This is a genomic window from Prauserella isguenensis, assembly GCF_014191605.1.
In the GTDB taxonomy this organism is placed as follows: domain Bacteria; phylum Actinomycetota; class Actinomycetes; order Mycobacteriales; family Pseudonocardiaceae; genus Prauserella; species Prauserella isguenensis.
Window position 1 is genome coordinate 381,868 of sequence record NZ_JACHWU010000004.1, and the last position, 16,812, is coordinate 398,679.

Here is a 16,812-nt window from a genome sequence, read left to right on the forward strand (position 1 = left end):
TCCGACATGGAGGCTTGTGAGTAACCGGAATCGCGGCGACGTGCTGACGTCGCAGGCGGACCTGCCCGCCGACACGCTGGACGAGGTGTTCGACGACGCACCGTCGACCGGCGAACTGGAGCTCGAGGACCGCGCGTCGCTGCGCAGGGTCGCCGGGCTGTCCACCGAACTGTCCGACATCACCGAGGTAGAGAACCGGCAGCTGCGGCTCGAACGCGTCGTGCTCGTCGGCGTGTGGACCGAAGGCACGGCCGCCCAGTCCGAAGCCTCCCTCGAGGAACTCGCCAGGCTTGCCGAAACGGCGGGCTCCACGGTGCTCGAAGGTCTGGTGCAGCGGCGCAACCGGCCGGACCCGGCGACGTACGTGGGCTCGGGGAAGGTCCGCGAACTCGCCGACGTCGTCGTCGCCACCGGTGCGGACACCGTCATCTGCGACGGTGAGCTCTCGCCCGGCCAGCTCCGTCAGCTCGAGGACAAGCTCAACATCAAGGTCGTCGACCGCACGGCCCTGATCCTCGACATCTTCGCCCAGCACGCGCGGTCGAAGGAAGGAAAGGCGCAGGTCGAGCTCGCACAGCTGCAGTACCTCATCCCGCGGCTGCGTGGCTGGGGTGACACGTTGTCCCGGCAGGCCGGTGGTCGCGCGGGGAGCAACGGCGGCGTGGGCTTGCGCGGACCGGGTGAGACGAAGCTCGAGATCGACCGCAGGCGCATCAGCAAGCGCGTCGCCAAGCTGCGGCGTGAGATCTCGGCGATGGACACCATCCGCGAGACCAAACGCGGGCGCCGCATGGCGAACGACGTGCCGAGCGTGGCGATCGTCGGCTATACCAACGCCGGCAAGTCCAGCCTGCTCAACGCGGTGACCGACGCCGGCGTGCTGGTCGAGGACGCCCTGTTCGCCACGCTCGACCCCACGACCCGTCGCTCCGTCACCCCCGACGGCAGGGCCTACACGCTGACCGACACCGTCGGGTTCGTCCGGCACCTGCCGCACCAACTCGTCGACGCGTTCCGTTCGACCCTCGACGAGGCCGCCGACGCCGACCTGCTGCTCCACGTCGTCGACGGTTCCGACCCGGCACCCGAGGAGCAGGTGCAGGCCGTCCGGACGGTGCTCGCCGAGATCGGCAGCAAACGGTCCGAATCGCTGCCGCCGGAGCTGATCGTCATCAACAAGGCGGACGCCGCCGACGCCGTGTCACTGGCACGCCTGCGGCACCTGCTGCCCGACGCACACGTCGTGTCGGCCCGCACCCAGGAGGGTGTCGAAAAGCTGGTCGCCGCGATCGCGGACAGGCTGCCGCGGCCGGAGACGCTCGTCGACGTGCTCGTGCCCTACGCGCGAGGCGAACTCGTCGCACGGACGCACTCCGAAGGTGAGGTGCTGACCGAGGACCACACCGCCGACGGCACCCGCATGTGTGCGCGAGTGCACGCGGACTTGGCCGGCGCGCTCGAGCCCTACCGCACCGCGGCCGACAGCGCCGCCGAGCCGGCCTCCTGACGGCACCGCTCCCCGAGGGACAGTGCGTCTTCGTACACCGAACCGTCGACCGGAGCGTCGTCGGAGGGGCCGTCGGGGAGCGGCACGCCGTCGCGGCGTCGGCGGGGCAGCAGGTCGGGGTATCGGCGGGGGAGAACAGCGCCGCCGAACGGCGGAGTCTCGGGCGGGACGGCTCGTCGGCGCGATCGTGGTGGCCATCTCGGTCATCGCCCTGAGCGCCGCCGTCGGGCCGGCCGTCACGGACGCCGCGCCGGTGGCCCAAGCCAGGCACCCCGGCCGTACCCCGCCGGTTCCCGAACCGGTGTGTCGCCTCGACGACCCCACTCTTGCCGAGGCCTCGGGGCTCGTCGCCGACGACGACCGGTGGTACGTCGTCAACGACGGTGGGACGGAAGTGCGGGTCCATGTGGTCGACCGAAACTGCGCGGTGTCCGACGTGCTCACCGATCCGACCGACCCGTACGACGTCGAAGACTTAGGGCGGGCGGCCGACGGCACGTTCTGGCTGGCAGACGTCGGCGACAACCGTGGCCAGCGGAACACCGTGGCGCTGCACGCACTGCGACCCGGACACGGGTCGACCCTGTACCGGTTGTCCTACCCCGACGGTGCGCGCGACGCCGAGGCTCTCATCCTCGACCGGGACGGCACCCCGCACATCGTCACGAAGAGCATGACCGGCATGTCGGCCGTGTACCGCCCGGCCGCGCGCTTGCGCAGCCCGGGGCCGACGCCGCTCGAGAAGGTCGGCACCGTGAGCGTCTCGCCGACCGCGACGCAGGGCGGCCCGGTCGGTGCCGCCGGATCCGTGCTCATCACCGGCGGCGCGACGAGCCACGACGGCCGGGTCATCGCGCTGCGCACCTACACGGACGCGTACCTCTATCCCGCGCCGGACGGCGACGTCGTCGCCGCGCTGGAGCGCGACCCGGTGCGCGTGCCCTTGCCCGGCGAACCGCAGGGAGAGGCGATCGCGTTCGCGCCCGACGGAGCGCTCGTGTCCGTGAGCGAAGGCGTCGGCAATCCGGTGCGCGTCGTGCCGGGAGCGACCGGACTGGTCGGAGGACGCCCGGGTGTGGGCGGGCCGGGAGACGAAACGTCGAGCACGCCGGGGAACGGAACCGGTGCCGACTCGCAACACGGAGCGGGCCTGTCCGGGTCCACCGGCGCCGACCAGCAGGACCGGGAGGCTACGGCTGACACCCGACGGCAGGACGATTCCGCGGGCTTCCCTCTCATACCGGTCGGGGCAGGACTTGCCGCGGTCGCGCTGATGGCGGCGTCGGTCGTGGCCGTCCGCCGGCGTCGGCGGTGACATCGGCTCCGACGTCGGGCCGGGGCGGGGATGACATGCGGCCGACGCCACCGCCCCGGTGACGCGGGGCCCGCCCACATGTCGGTGCCGCCGCTGTCACAGCCGGCGCAGGACCGCGACCACCTTGCCCAGGATCTGGGCGTCGTCACCGGGGATAGGCTCGTACGCCTCGTTGTGCGGGAGCAGCCAGATGTGGCCGTCCTTGCGCTTGAACGTCTTGACGGTCGCCTCGCCGTCGATCATGGCTGCGACGATCTCACCGTTCTCGGCGTCCTCCTGCTGACGGACGACGACCCAGTCCCCGTCGGTGATGGCCGCGTCGACCATCGAATCACCGGTGACGCTGAGCAGGAACAGGTTTCCCTCGCCGACGAGGTCCTTGGGGAGGGGGAAGACGTCCTCGACGGCCTGCTCGGCCAGCACCGGGCCACCGGCCGCGATGCGGCCCAGGATCGGCACGAACGCAGGGGTGGGCCTGTCCTCGGACGGGTTCAGCTTCGAGATCGACTCGGTCGTCAGCATGCCCACCGCACGCGGGCGGTTCGGGTCTCGTCGCAGGTAGCCCTTGCGCTGCAGTGCTCCCAACTGATGGTGCACCGACGAGGTCGACGTCAGGCCGACGGCCTCGCCGATCTCGCGGACGCTCGGCGGGTAGCCGTAGCGGTCCACCCACCAGCGGATGACGGCCAGGACGCGCTGCTGTCGCGGGGTGAGGCCTTCTTCGGTGACCTCCGGCAGGTCGTGAACAGTGCTGCCGGGACCGCGCTTGCCGCCGGTCTCGTCGTGGGTCTTGCGTGCCACCGTGTCGCCTCCCAGTCGCGGGCAGTGGATACGACTGCCCGGTGATCGCGGTGCCGCCCGGCACCGCGTCTCGTCGTGTGCTGTGTCGTCTGGTCGATGTCGTCGTGTGCTCGGTCGTGTCCGGCGAGCCGCGACAGGCCGTGATGACCGGGTGGCACGCCGTACATCTCCGACGCTAGCCTCCCCGCCCGCGAATCTCAAACATCTGTTCGAGGGACACGCCGTACAGGTATCGATTTTGTCGGACCCGGGTGGTACACATCGTACAGGCGTTCGATCGATCGGATGTTCGAGGAGGTGACCATGTCGATCGTACTGCAGCGGGAGCGGCCGCTGGAGGGTGGGCATGCGAGGTATAGCAGGTCGGGGCGGCCTGGCGGGCGCTCCGGTTCGGCCCGCGTTCCCGCGACCGGGGACGGCGGTCGCGGCCGACGGGGGTGGGAGCACGTCGCTCCCGAGCGTGTCGACGGCATGTCCGGACTGCGCCCGGTGCCGGCGTCGGTGAGGGGAGGCGTTCGCGATCGGCGAACGACCCGCTGGGTCCGGGTGGTGCCTGCCGAATCGCGCCGACCGCCGACGCGGAGTGGGCCGGTGCGGCCGCGTACCCGCGTCCCGGTGCGTGCGTGCTCGCGGACACGGATCACAACACAGGGGTGGCTCCTGACCGCCGTGGCGGCGGGCGTGTTCTCCTTCGCGGTGATGTGCGGGTTGCTGGCCAACGCACTCGCTGCGACCGGCGGCTCCGGTGGCACCGCAGACTCCGTGGTGCCGGCGGACACGGCGGTCGTGTCGATCGGTGCGGGGGAGTCGCTGTGGGACGTCGCGGCGTCTGCGGCACCCGAGGCGGACCCGGCCGCTGTCGTGTCGCGCATTCGGGAGCTCAACGATCTGGCGAGTGGTGCGGTGAGGGCGGGTACCCCGTTGGTGGTTCCCGTCGGGTCGTGACCGTGTCGGCCGTCCGGCAGGTCTCCTGCGGTTTTCCGTAGACGCTGCCCGGACCGGCTCCCCCGGGGTGGTGAGCTATGTCGGTGATCACTCGTCGGATGGCTGTGTCAGCTTGCGTGGCGGGTGGGTGCGCTCCTACAGTCAACCCCCACATCTAGTAGTTACACGGCTGTAGTTGGTCCACAAATTGGGGTAAACTCGGACAGGGTTATCCACAGCTCGTCGGCCTTTGCCCACCGGGTATCCACAGATTGATCACCAGGACGACCTGGTGATCGACAGTCCTCGCCGCACCGTCACGACCGGTCTCGTCACCGGTCCCCGGGATCGGCGGGGTGATCGAGAGTCGTCGACGGTGCGTCGGAACGCACCCGTAGCCGGTGCCACGGGACGTGGTCCGGCGATGGCCGCGGCGCACAGTGCGCAGGCGCCGGAGAAGGGGAGGTGGTTCGGTCATGCGATGCCCGTTCTGCAGGCATGCCGATTCCCGTGTCGTCGATTCTCGTGAGGTGGACGAAGGGCAGGCGATCCGGCGTCGGCGTTCGTGCTCGAAGTGCGGTCGCCGGTTCACGACCTCGGAGTCGATGGTGCTCGCCGTCGTCAAACGTTCCGGGGTCACGGAACAGTTCAGCAGGGACAAGGTCATCCGGGGCGTGCACCGGGCCTGTCAGGGCCGCCCGGTCGACGACGACGCGCTGCAACAGCTCGCGCAGCGCGTCGAGGAGTCGATCAGGGCAGCGGGCGTGGCGGAGATCCCGAGTCACGAGGTCGGACTGGCGATTCTCGGGCCCCTGCGGGAACTCGACGCTGTGGCGTATCTGCGGTTCGCGAGCGTTTACCGCGCGTTCTCCTCCATCGAGGACTTCGAGAAGGAGATCACGGACCTTCGTCAGGCGATTGCGGATTCAGTCGACTGAGGTCCTCAGTCGGCAGTGGGAGTAGATGCGGACGACGCCACGGCGTCGCCGCTTGGTGCCAATCGCGGGAGTGGGAGTCATGACAGAAACGGTCGGAGCCGGCGCCGAGGCCTCGAAGACGTCGAAGAAGCGGTCCGGTGGCGGCGGTGGCGCACGGAAGGGCCTGCGGGTCCAGCGTGTGTTCACGACCGAGGGGGTGCACCCGTACGACGAGGTCACGTGGGAGAAGCGTGACGTCGTCATGACCAACTGGCGCGACGGGACGGTGAACTTCGAACAGCGCGGTGTCGAGTTCCCCGAGGCCTGGTCGATCAACGCCACGAACATCGTCACCAGCAAGTACTTCCGGGGTGCCGTCGGCAGCCCGGAGCGGGAGAGCAGCCTCAAGCAGCTGATCGACCGCGTCGTGAAGACCTACGTCACGTCGGGTACCGAGCACGGCTACTTCGCCTCGCCAGCCGACGCGGAGATCTTCGAGCACGAACTCACCTGGATGCTGCTCCACCAGGTGTTCAGCTTCAACTCGCCGGTCTGGTTCAACGTCGGCACCACGTCGAAGCAGCAGGTCTCGGCGTGCTTCATCCTGTCGGTCGACGACACGATGGAGTCGATCCTCGACTGGTACAAGGAGGAAGGCCGCATCTTCAAGGGCGGTTCCGGTGCCGGTCTGAACCTCTCGCGGATCCGTTCCTCGAAGGAGCTTCTCTCCTCCGGTGGCACGGCGTCCGGTCCGGTGTCGTTCATGCGCGGCGCCGACGCCTCGGCGGGCACGATCAAGTCCGGCGGCGCGACGCGCCGCGCGGCGAAGATGGTCGTGCTCGATGTCGACCACCCCGACGTCGAAGAGTTCATCGAGACCAAGGCCAAGGAGGAGCACAAGATCCGGGTGCTCCGCGACGGCGGGTTCGACATGGACCTGGGCGGCAGCGACATCGCGTCGGTGCAGTACCAGAACGCGAACAACTCGGTGCGTGTGTCCGACGAGTTCATGCGAGCGGTGGAGTCCGACGACAAGTTCGGCCTGCGTGCCCGCACCACCGGTGAGGTCGTCGACCAGACCGACGCGAAGCCGCTGTTTCGCAAGATGGCGCAGGCCGCGTGGGAGTGCGCCGACCCGGGCCTGCAGTACGACGACACCATCAACGACTGGCACACCTGCCCCGAGTCCGGCCGGATCACCGCGTCCAACCCCTGCTCGGAGTACATGCACCTCGACAACTCGAGCTGCAACCTGGCGTCGCTGAACCTGCTGAAGTTCCTGTCCGACGACGGCTCGTTCGACGCGCAGCTGTTCGCGAAGGCCGTCGAGCTGGTCATCACCGCGATGGACATCTCGATCTGCTTCGCCGACTTCCCGACCGAGGCGATCGGCGACACCACCCGGAAGTTCCGCCAGCTGGGCATCGGCTACGCCAACCTGGGCGCCCTGCTCATGGCGACCGGCCACGCCTACGACTCCGACGGCGGCCGTGCGCTCGCCGCGTCGATCACGTCGCTGATGACCGCGGTGTCGTACCGCCGTTCCGCCGAGATGGCCGGGGTCGTCGGGCCCTACGAGGGCTACGCCCGCAACGCCGAGGGGCACCAGCGGGTCATGCGCAAGCACGCCGCGGCGAACGAGCTCGTGCGGACGCTGCACAGCAACGACGCGAACGTGCGGGCGCTCGCCACGGACGAGTGGAAGCGCGGCATCGAGGTCGGTGAGCGCTCCGGCTGGCGTAACGCGCAGGCCAGCGTGCTCGCGCCCACGGGCACGATCGGCTTCATGATGGACTGCGACACCACCGGAATCGAGCCGGACTTCTCGCTGGTGAAGTTCAAGAAGCTCGTCGGCGGCGGGTCGATGCAGATCGTCAACAACGCGGTGCCGCGTGCGCTCCGTGCCCTGGGCTACCAGGAGGAGCAGGTCGAGGCGATCGTCGACTACATCGCACAGCACGGCCACGTCATTGATGCGCCGGGGCTGCGGAGCGAACACTACGAGGTGTTCGACTGCGCGGTCGGCGAACGGTCCATCGCCCCAATGGGCCACGTGCGGATGATGGCGGCCGTACAGCCGTTCATTTCGGGCGCGATCTCGAAGACCGTCAACATGCCGGAGTCGGCGACCGTCGACGAGGTCGCCGAGATCTACTTCGAAGGCTGGAAGCTCGGCCTGAAGGCACTGGCGATCTACCGCGACAACTGCAAGGTCGGCCAGCCCCTGTCCACGGGCAAGCAGGAGAAGAGCGAGGCCGAGCCGGAGAAGGTGGTCGAGTACCGCCCGGTGCGCAAGCGCCTGCCGAAGAAGCGGCCGAGCCAGACCGTGTCGTTCACCGTCGCCGGCGCCGAGGGCTATCTGACGGCCGGTTCGTACCCGGACGACGGGCTCGGCGAGATCTTCGTCAAGCTCGGCAAGCAGGGTTCGACACTCGCCGGCGTGATGGACGCCTTCTCGATGTCGATCTCGGTGGGCCTGCAGTACGGCATTCCGCTCGAGTTCTACGTGCAGAAGTTCCAGAACCTGCGCTTCGAGCCCGCGGGCATGACCGACGACCCGGACGTGCGCATGGCGACGAGCGTGCTCGACTACCTGTTCCGCAGGCTCGCGCTCGACTACTTGCCGTACGACAAGCGCGCCCAGCTCGGCATCTTCACCGCCGACGAGCGCGCGGCACAGGTCGAGGCCGACTACAACGGCGGCGGCTCCTCCGAGAGCGAGGGTGTCGACCTGGAGACGCTGCGCAGCACCGTGGACTTCGGCGGTACCCAGGTGGCCGAGCAGTCGGCCGACGAGGGAACCGAGTCCGGGGATCATGCGCACACGACCACCGAGCTGGTGGAACTGCAGCTCGGCAAGGCCGCGGACGCCCCGCTGTGCATGACCTGCGGGACGAAGATGCGCCCCGCCGGTTCCTGCTACGCCTGCGAAGGCTGCGGCGCCACATCGGGCTGCAGCTGACCCGAGGGTCGGGACCGGCCTCCGGAGACCCTCCGGAGGCCGGTTCACACCGGTGATCACGAGGGCCGGGGATCACGCCGATCCCCGGCCCTCGTCCGTGCGCGCCGGGGCCCCATGTCGTCGTCACCCGACTGTGCGGTGTCCGAAATGGCACGACGTGCGATATTTGCGCCTGTCCGGTTCACTGCGTAAGGAACTTTCGGCCGTAGGTGTCTACCTGTGGGTGCTTCTAACGTGAACGCGGTCGTCGCATCGGCGAGCCGACTCCGAGGAGTGGTCGCCCGGTGCACGACCGGAGCACGTCACTTCACCTGCTCGTAGGACGACCACCTATGGAAGGGACGGCATGACCACCTTGAGGACAGGAATGCTGACCGGCCTCGCCGTGTCGGCGCTGACACTGGGAATCGCGGCACCTGCAGCGGCGGACGAGGGCTACGACGCGCTGCTGCGGCCGGGCGGACACATTCCGGCAGCCGAGGCTCCCGTGCAGATCAACTGCGAGGTGCCCGCGGAAGCCGACGACGACGTTCTGGTGATCATCGAGAACGTCCTCGACGACCAGGACGCCAGTGAGAAGGTGCGGCTGGCCACCTACGAGGCCGCGTGGGTCGAGTCGCACGCCAACGATCTCGACTGCGGGCACGCCTCGTCCATCGGCGTGTTCCAACAGCGGCCGGACTTCGGCTGGGTCAACGCCGGGGACCCGGAGCTCGCGACGTACGATTTCCTGCACGGCAACCCGTCGGACGGCACGGCGGGGGCGATCGAGATCGACGCGGCGAATCCCGACTTCACCGCGGGCCAGGTCGCCCAATCCGTGCAGCGGTCGGCCTACCCCGACCGGTACGACGAGGCCGAACCCATCGCGCTCGAGCTGCAGGACCGTGCCCAGGAACTGGACCCGGACTCCGCAGGCGCCTGACACGCGCAACGACGTGGCGGGGTCGCCGATCGCACCGGAAGAACCGGTCGTGACCATCGCGGCGACGGGCCGGAGACCAACGACGTCTCCGGCCCGTCGTTCTGCGGAACGGCTCGCCGCGGGCCCGCGTGTGTCCCGCCTCGGCGTCACCCGCCGAGCTGCTCCCAGAGGAACTCGTAGGCCAGTGCGGTCTTGAACGCCAACTGTGCGTTGTCGGCCGCACCGCCGTGGCCGCCTTCGATGTTCTCGTAGTACCGCACGCTGTCCGGCGCGTAGCCGGATTCGAGCAGCCGTGCCACCATCTTGCGCGCGTGGCCGGGGTGGACGCGGTCGTCGCGGGTCGACGTGAGCATCAGCAGCGGCGGATAGGGCTGTCCACTCCGGACGTTCTGGTACGGCGAGTAGGCCCCGATGTGGACCCACTGCTCGGGGTCGTCGGGGTCGCCGTACTCGGCCATCCAGGAGGCGCCCGCCAGCAACAGGTGGTAACGCCGCATGTCGAGCAGCGGCACCTGGCACACGATCGCGCCGAACAGTTCCGGATACCGCGTGAGCATCACGCCCATGAGGAGCCCGCCGTTGCTGCCGCCCTGGATGCCGAGCCGGTCGCGGGTGGCGATGCCGCGCTCGGTCAGATCCCGTGCCACAGCGGCGAAATCCTCGTAGACGCGGTGTCGGTGCTGCTTGATCGCCTGGTTGTGCCAATCCGGCCCGTACTCGCCGCCGCCGCGGATGTTGGCGAGTACGTACGTGCCGCCGCGCGCGAGCCAGCCCCGGCCGACGACACCGCTGTAGTACGGCGTCTGCGAGACCTCGAACCCGCCGTAACCGCCGAGCAGCGTGGGTCCGGGTTCGGCACCCGCCTTGCGGACCACGAAGTACGGGATTCTCGTGCCGTCGTCGGACGTGGCGAAGAACTGCTCGGTCGTCAGTCCGGTCGCGTCGAACCGTGCCGGTGCCTGTTTGAGCGTCTCGTACCGCCCGTCGCCGACGACGCCGTGGAGAAGTGACGACGGCTGGGTGAATCCGGTGACCTCCACCAGGATCTCGTCGTCGACGTCCGGTTCGGTGTCGACCAGGTCGACACTGCCGATGTCCGGCACGCCGGCGAGAGGCTCGTCGTGCCAGCCGTTCTCGGTGGGGGTGAGCACACGCAACCGTGTGCTCACGTCGCTCAGGGTTCCGACGACGAGATGGTGGCGCGTCCAGGCGTAGTAGTCGAGGGAGGTGTGGGCGTCCGGGGTGAACAGGGCCGTCATCGTGGTGTCCCCGCCGAGGAAGTCGTCGAGGCGGGCCGCCAGGAGCGCGCCCGCGGGGTGTTCGCCCCACGGGCTGCGCGTGCGCACCAGCAGCCACTCCCGATGCAGCGAGGCCACGGCGTCGTCGGGGACGTCGATGCGCACGAGGCCGTCGGCGGTGCGCAGGTGCAGTTCGCTGCGGTAGAACTCGATGCTCCGCCGGACGAGGTCGCGTTCCCAGCCTTCCGTCGGGTCGTGGACACCGCGGACCGCGACGTCGTCGGGCTTGCCTTCGAAGACGGTCTCGGCGTCGTCGAGAGAGGTGCCACGGCGCCAGCGTTTCACCACCCGCGGGTAGCCCGACGTGGTGAGCGACCCTTCGCCGAAATCGGTACCCACGTAGACGGTGTCGGCGTCGATCCAGCTGACGGAACTCTTCGCCTCGGGCAGGTGGAAGCCGTCGGCGACGAACTCGCGGCGCTCCAGGTCGAACTCGCGCACGACCGCGGCGTCCGCCCCGCCACGCGAGAACTCCACGAGGCAGCGGTCCAGCGACGGCCGCAGCACGGTCGCGCCCTGCCACACCCAGTTCTCGTCTTCGGCCTCGGCCAGCGCGTCGACGTCGATGAGCACATCCCAGTCCGGATCGGGCGTGCGGTACTCGTCGAGGGTCGTGCGGCGCCACAACCCCCGCGGGTGCCGGGCGTCGCGCCAGAAGTTGTAGAGGAACTCGCCCCGGCGCACGACGTACGGGATCCGGTCGTCGGCGTCGAGAACCTCCCGCAGCTCCTGCTGAAGGGTCGCGAACCGGGCACGGTCCGTGTACGCGGCGGTCGTCTCGTCGTTACGGGCGCGGACCCAGTCGAGGGCGCGCCGGCCGGTCACGTCCTCGAGCCAGAGGTACGGATCGTCGGTGGGCGTGGCGGGGTCGGGCACGTCGGTCATGAGCCCAGTCTGCCAGCAGGTGCGGAGGTCAACCGCCGCCGAGGGCGCGGGCCAGGGCGCGTGCGCCCGCCGTCACCGCGTCCCGTGCCGTCGCGAAATCGGTGTCGCCCGGCATGACGACGGGCAGCGCGATGACGAAGCGGCCACCGTCGCCGACGACGCCGGTCGTGTTGAGCACGACGTCGTCACCGACCGGCATCCAGCCCTGCTTGACCGCGACGGTGCGGTCGCCGAACGCGGCGGGCAGCCCGAACCGCTGGTCGAAGCCGTCGGCGGCGGTCGCGTCGAAGTCGCCGAGGCTGCCGAGCACCGCTTCGCGCGCAGGCCGCGGCAGGTCGTGGTGCAGGTACGTGTAGGTGCGCACGATGTCACGGGGGCTCATGCGGGTGAGTTCCCACTCATCGGCCTCGGTGGGCGGGGTCGTGGCGTCGAGGCCGATGAGCCGGACGGTGCGCTCGACGACGGCGGTGCCGCCGAACTCGTCCCACAGCCTCGTCGCGGCGCCGTCGTCGCTGGCCGACAGCATCGCCGTCAGGTCGGATCCCGTGGTGCCGCCGGGTGGACGCCAGTCGTGGCCCCGAAGGACGTCGATCGCGATCAGCAGTTTGACGACGGACGCCGTGTAGAAGGGCTCGTCGGCGCGGGCGCCGACGACCGCGGCCCCGGTCCGCCGGTCGTGGACCACGAGTCCGGCGGTCGAACCCGGTACGACACGGTCGACGGCGTGGACGACCGCCGTGGCCGCCCGCTCGCGGTCACGGGGCGTGGCCGGCGGTTCGAGTGCGCTGCCGTTCCCGTCGCGTCCGGGGGCGGCTGCGGTCAGGCTGCCGCGGGTGTCTCCGGGAGTGGGCCCGTTCGACGCCCCGCCCGTGCCGAGGGCGCCGGAGGTGAGCGTGATTCCGGCGGCCAGCACCGCCCCGGCGACGACACCCGCTGCGACGGCGCGATGTCCCATGGCTCCATCCGACCACGTCCCGGCCGGTTTCGCCGCGTTGCGTCTCCGAGTGGGACGACCGGCCCACCGTCGGTGATTTCCCAGCCGGAAGCCGATTCCGCACGATCTTGACAGTCCGGCGGATCGGCGGAAAAGTCAGGCCGCTCGTGTGCGCGGCACCGAGTGCACCCCCGTCCCTGTTCCCACGAACCGATCGAGGTGTTTCCGTGTCGAGAGCCACGTGGAGATCCGCACGGCTGTTCGCCCCGTTGCTGACAGCCGTCGTCGCGTTGCCGTTGTTCGCGCCCGCGGCGGCCGCCGATTCGGCGGGATCCCTCCAACGTCCCGTTTTCACGGGCGGGGAGGCGCAGCCGGTATTCGATCCCGACGAGGCCGTACGGGAGGACCTGTGGGTTCGCGCGCCGGTGGACAGCGACCGGGACGGCGCCGACGACGAGGTGCACGTCCGGGTCGTGCGTCCGGCGGAAACCGAACAGGGGCTGCGTGTGCCGGTGGTCTACACCGCCAGCCCGTACTTCTCGGGCGGCAACGACGTGCAGAACCACGACGTCGACGTCGAACTGTACGTACCGCGCGCGGAGATGACGTCCCGGTACGAGGACTACCTGCTGTCGCGAGGATTCGCGGTGGTGTACGCCGAATCGCTCGGGACCGGCGCATCGACCGGCTGTCCGACGACGGGCGGCGAGAACGAGACGATCGGCGCCAAGTCGGTGGTGGACTGGCTCAACGGCCGTACACCGGCGCGCACCGGTGACGGCGAGGCGGTGCAGGCGGACTGGACCACCGGCAAGACGGCGATGATGGGCGTGTCCTACAACGGAACGCTGCCGAACGCCGTGGCGAGTACCGGCGTCGAAGGACTCGAAACGATCGTGCCGATCGCGGCGATCTCCGAGTGGTACGACTACTACCGCGAGAACGGTGCGGTCGTCGCACCCGGCGGGTATCAGGGAGAGGACGCCGACGTGCTCGCCGAGTACGTCTACACCCGGCAGGACAGCGAGATCTGCCGTCCCGTGATCGACGAACTTGCCAGGAGTCAGGACCGGATCACCGGCGACGACAGCGAATTCTGGCAGCAACGGTCCTACCTGGACGATGCGGAGAACGTGCATGCCTCCGTACTCGCGGTGCACGGCCTGTCCGATTGGAACGTGACGCTGAGCCAGACCGCCCGTTGGTACGAGGCGCTCGCCGATCACGGCGTCGAGCGGAAGATCTGGCTGCACCAGTTCGCGCACACGGATCCCTACGGGGTGCGCAAGGACGAGTGGCTGCGCACCTTGAACCGCTGGTTCTCCCACTATCTCTACGACGTCGACAACGGCGTCGAGACGGAACCGCGCGCGACGATCCAGCGCGAGGACGAGTCGTGGCACGACGAGGCGGACTGGCCCGCGGCCGGTGCCGACGACGCGGAACTGCACCTGCGGCCCGGGGGTGACGGCATCGGCGGGCTGTCACAGGACGGTGCGGCGCGTGGCAGGCCGGTGACGGAGAAGCTGACCGACGACGCGTCGAAGACCGTGGAACAGCTCGTCGATGCCGATACTTCGCCGCACCGGCTGCGGTACACCACGGAGGCCGTCACGGAGCCGCTGCGAGTGAGTGGAACCCCGTCGGTCGATCTGCGCATGCGGTTCGACCGACCCGCGGCGAACGTGACCGGCGTACTCGTCGATCGTGCTCCCGACGGCACCTCCCACGTCGTCACGCGTGGCTGGGCCGATCCGCAGAACCGGCACGACCGCGCGTCGACACGGCCGGTACGGCCGGGGCAGCCGTACCGGTTGTCGTTCGACCTGCAGCCGCAGGACTACGTGGTGGACGAGGGGCACCGGCTCGAGTTCGTCGTGCTTTCGAGCGATCACGACTTCACGTTGCGGCCACGGCCCGGTACCGGTGTCGCGGTGGACGTGAAGCACTCGTCGGTCACCGTGCCGGTCGTCGGTGGAGACGGTGCGATGCGGTAGGTGACGGCTCGCCGCCCGGCGTCCGGGTCGTTCGCCGCTCCGCCCGGAGTGCAGGCGGTGAGGCACGGACGCCGGTGGCGGGCGCGGCAGGATAGCGCCCGCCACCGACGGTTCCGCTCCTCCTGCCCGCGCGGGCGGCGAGTTGTCCACATCGGACGAGCGTGTCCACAGATTTCGCGCAGTGCCGCCGCAGGCCCTCGCCCGGCCGCATCGTGGAGGCATGACCACTTCATCGACGACCCCTCCAGACCTCGGTAACCAGGTGGACCTGCGCAGACCGGAACGGCTCATCGCGTCCGTCCCCTATCTCCTGGGCTTCACGCCCGCGGATTCGCTCGTGCTGCTCGTGCACGCACCCGACGGCCCCGACGCTCACACCGTCGGCCACGTCATGCGCGTCGACCTCCCGGACGCGAGGTCGGTCCCCGAACTGGTGCCGTTGCTGCGCGCTCCGCTGTCGGGCGCCGCCGCCGTGACCGTGGTGCTCGTCGGCGGTGACCCGACCGGTGACGGACCCGCACACCGCGACGTGATGGCCGCGCTGGCCACCGTCCTGACCGACATCGAGGTGCCGATCAACCACGCCCTGTGGACACCGGAGATCCGGTTCGGCGCCCGCTGGGGGTGCTACGGAGACGAGGGGTGCGGTGGCGAGCTGCCGGATCCGGCGGCCTCGACCATGGCGGCGGTGACGACCCACGCCGGGCAGCTGACCTATCCGAGCCGCGAGGCGATGGAACGTGCACTCGACCCGGACACCGACGAGGCGCTGGCCCGCCGCGCGGCGTTACTGGAACTGGCCGCTTCCCGTGACGAGTCGAGGCGGGTCGGCCGGGACGAGGAGATCGAACACGCCTGCGCGCTCGTGCACGACACGGTGACGAGGTTCCGCAGCGGTCAGAGCGCCGGAACGTCACCGGCACTGTCCGACCGCGAGATCGTCGAGCTGGCTCGTGCGCTGTCCCACCACGAGGTGCGGGACCTGGCGTTCGGCGCATGCTGGCCGCCGCGAACCGATCTCGCCGCGGCGGCCGAACAGCTGTGGACCGTTCTGGTGCGCGGTGTTCCCGCCCCGGAACGGGCGGAACCGGCGTCGCTGCTCGCCTACACGGCCTACCTGCGGGGCGACGGCCCACTGGCCGGTGTCGCCGTGACGAAGGCACTCGAGGCCCAACCGGGGCACACCCTGGCGAAGCTCCTCGACCAGGCGCTGGCGCACGCTGTGCCGCCCGAGACGATGGCCCGCCTCGCGCAGGATCGCACCGGCGCGTTCTCGACCGTCGCCGACCGGGCCGACCCCGCCACCGGCCGAACGGTCAGCGGCGAGTCGTGGAACGACCGCCCCGGGTGAGCCGCTCCTGGGTGAACCGCCACGCGTCGGCGACGATGCCGTGCAGGTCGGTGTGCACCGGCTTCCAGCCCAGTTCCGCACGAGCCTTCTCGGCCGAGGCCACCAGCACGGCCGGATCGCCGTCGCGCCGCGGTGCCACGGCTGCCGGGATCTCGTGCCCGGTGACCTGGCGGCAGGTGTCGATCACCTCGCGTACGGAGAACCCGGTGCCGTTGCCCAGGTTGTAGATCCCGTGCCGGCCTTCGCGGGCGTGCTCGAGGGCGAGCAGGTGCGCGTCCGCGAGGTCGGTGACGTGGATGTAGTCGCGGACCGCGGTGCCGTCGGCGGTGGGGTAGTCCTCGCCGAAGATCTGCACCTGGTCGCGGTCGCCGGTGGCGACCTGCAGCACGATCGGGATCAGGTGCGTCTCGGTGGCGTGGCGCTCCCCGAACTCCCCGTGGGCACCGGCGACGTTGAAGTACCGCAGGCTCGTCGCCGCGAGGCCGTGCGCGCGGGCGTAGCTGGTGATCGCGTAGTCGATGGCCAGCTTGGTGGCGCCGTAGGTGTTCGTCGGCCCGGTGGGAGCCGTCTCCGGGATCGGGCTGACGTCCGGCTCGCCGTAGGTCGCGGCCGTCGACGAGAACACCAGCCGCGGTGTGCCGTGCGTGCGCATGGCATCGAGCAACCGCAGGGAGGTGAGGACATTGCCCCGCCAGTAGTGGCCCGGATCCTGCATGGATTCGCCGACCAGCGATTTCGCCGCGAAGTGCAGCACACCGTCGAAACCCTGGCTGAGCAGGGTCTGCGCGACGTCGGCTGCGTCGCCCTGGATGAAACGGACTCCGTCCGGAACCGCGTCGGCGTGGCCCGTGGACAGGTCGTCGACGACCGTGACGTCGTGCCCGGCCTCCACGAGCCGGGCGGCACACACGCTGCCGACGTAGCCGGCGCCGCCGGTGACGACCAGTTTCATCGGACTGCGGGTCGGGGCCGGGTCGGTGGGCATGTTCCGGGCCT

General features: G+C 69.9%; 12 protein-coding genes. 8 read left to right on the forward strand and 4 right to left on the reverse strand.

Annotation, left to right across the window (positions count from 1 at the left end; all coding sequences use genetic code 11):
• Positions 1-61 precede the first annotated feature (61 nt).
• Together hflX and FHS23_RS18085 are read left to right on the forward strand one after the other, a co-directional pair.
• Entirely contained in the window at positions 62-1,507 is a 1,446-nt protein-coding gene (gene hflX, locus FHS23_RS18080) for a GTPase HflX (protein WP_246382435.1), read from the forward strand.
• Between the two features lie 187 nt (positions 1,508-1,694).
• Positions 1,695-2,822: a hypothetical protein gene (locus FHS23_RS18085; RefSeq protein ID WP_183657179.1), complete on the forward strand. Its 1,128-nt coding sequence runs from the start codon at positions 1,695-1,697 to the stop codon at positions 2,820-2,822.
• 96 nt (positions 2,823-2,918) lie between these two features.
• On the opposite strand, the gene lexA is transcribed toward FHS23_RS18085, so the two are convergent.
• Positions 2,919-3,623, reverse strand: a complete 705-nt coding sequence (gene lexA / locus FHS23_RS18090) for a transcriptional repressor LexA (RefSeq protein WP_183657182.1) — start codon at positions 3,621-3,623, stop codon at positions 2,919-2,921.
• Between the two features lie 669 nt (positions 3,624-4,292).
• On the opposite strand from lexA, the gene FHS23_RS22965 reads away from it, so the two are divergent.
• From FHS23_RS22965 to FHS23_RS18110, 4 genes are all read left to right on the forward strand, one after another.
• Positions 4,293-4,568 (forward strand): hypothetical protein, encoded by a 276-nt coding sequence (locus tag FHS23_RS22965; RefSeq protein ID WP_221219711.1) that lies wholly within the window; start codon positions 4,293-4,295, stop codon positions 4,566-4,568.
• Between the two features lie 455 nt (positions 4,569-5,023).
• Entirely contained in the window at positions 5,024-5,485 is a 462-nt protein-coding gene (nrdR, locus tag FHS23_RS18100) for a transcriptional regulator NrdR (protein ID WP_183657185.1), read from the forward strand.
• Positions 5,486-5,564: 79 nt separating this feature from the next.
• Positions 5,565-8,426, forward strand: coding sequence for a vitamin B12-dependent ribonucleotide reductase (locus FHS23_RS18105; protein ID WP_183657188.1), 2,862 nt, complete (start codon positions 5,565-5,567; stop codon positions 8,424-8,426).
• Positions 8,427-8,772: 346 nt separating this feature from the next.
• A complete protein-coding gene (locus FHS23_RS18110) occupies positions 8,773-9,351 on the forward strand; it encodes a hypothetical protein (protein ID WP_183657191.1) in 579 nt (192 codons plus the stop codon).
• Positions 9,352-9,497: 146 nt separating this feature from the next.
• Here the strand turns inward: FHS23_RS18110 and FHS23_RS18115 are convergent, their stop codons facing one another.
• Positions 9,498-11,534 (reverse strand): prolyl oligopeptidase family serine peptidase, encoded by a 2,037-nt coding sequence (locus tag FHS23_RS18115; RefSeq protein WP_183657194.1) that lies wholly within the window; start codon positions 11,532-11,534, stop codon positions 9,498-9,500.
• A gap of 28 nt (positions 11,535-11,562) precedes the next feature.
• Positions 11,563-12,489, reverse strand: coding sequence for a serine hydrolase (locus FHS23_RS18120; RefSeq protein ID WP_183657197.1), 927 nt, complete (start codon positions 12,487-12,489; stop codon positions 11,563-11,565).
• Between the two features lie 206 nt (positions 12,490-12,695).
• Here FHS23_RS18120 and FHS23_RS18125 point away from each other — a divergent pair, with 206 nt between their 5' ends.
• Together FHS23_RS18125 and FHS23_RS18130 are read left to right on the forward strand one after the other, a co-directional pair.
• Positions 12,696-14,465 carry a Xaa-Pro dipeptidyl-peptidase gene (locus tag FHS23_RS18125; protein ID WP_343054052.1) on the forward strand — a complete coding sequence of 590 codons (1,770 nt, stop codon included), beginning with the start codon at positions 12,696-12,698 and terminating at the stop codon, positions 14,463-14,465.
• Between the two features lie 220 nt (positions 14,466-14,685).
• The gene (locus tag FHS23_RS18130) at positions 14,686-15,816 is read left to right on the forward strand and encodes a DUF4192 domain-containing protein (RefSeq protein ID WP_183657201.1); all 1,131 of its coding nucleotides are present in this window, start codon (positions 14,686-14,688) and stop codon (positions 15,814-15,816) included.
• On the opposite strand, the gene galE is transcribed toward FHS23_RS18130, so the two are convergent.
• Positions 15,782-16,801, reverse strand: a complete 1,020-nt coding sequence (galE, locus tag FHS23_RS18135; RefSeq protein ID WP_183657204.1) for a UDP-glucose 4-epimerase GalE — start codon at positions 16,799-16,801, stop codon at positions 15,782-15,784. The two genes, FHS23_RS18130 and galE, sit on opposite strands and share 35 nt — an antisense overlap.
• Positions 16,802-16,812 lie beyond the last annotated feature (11 nt).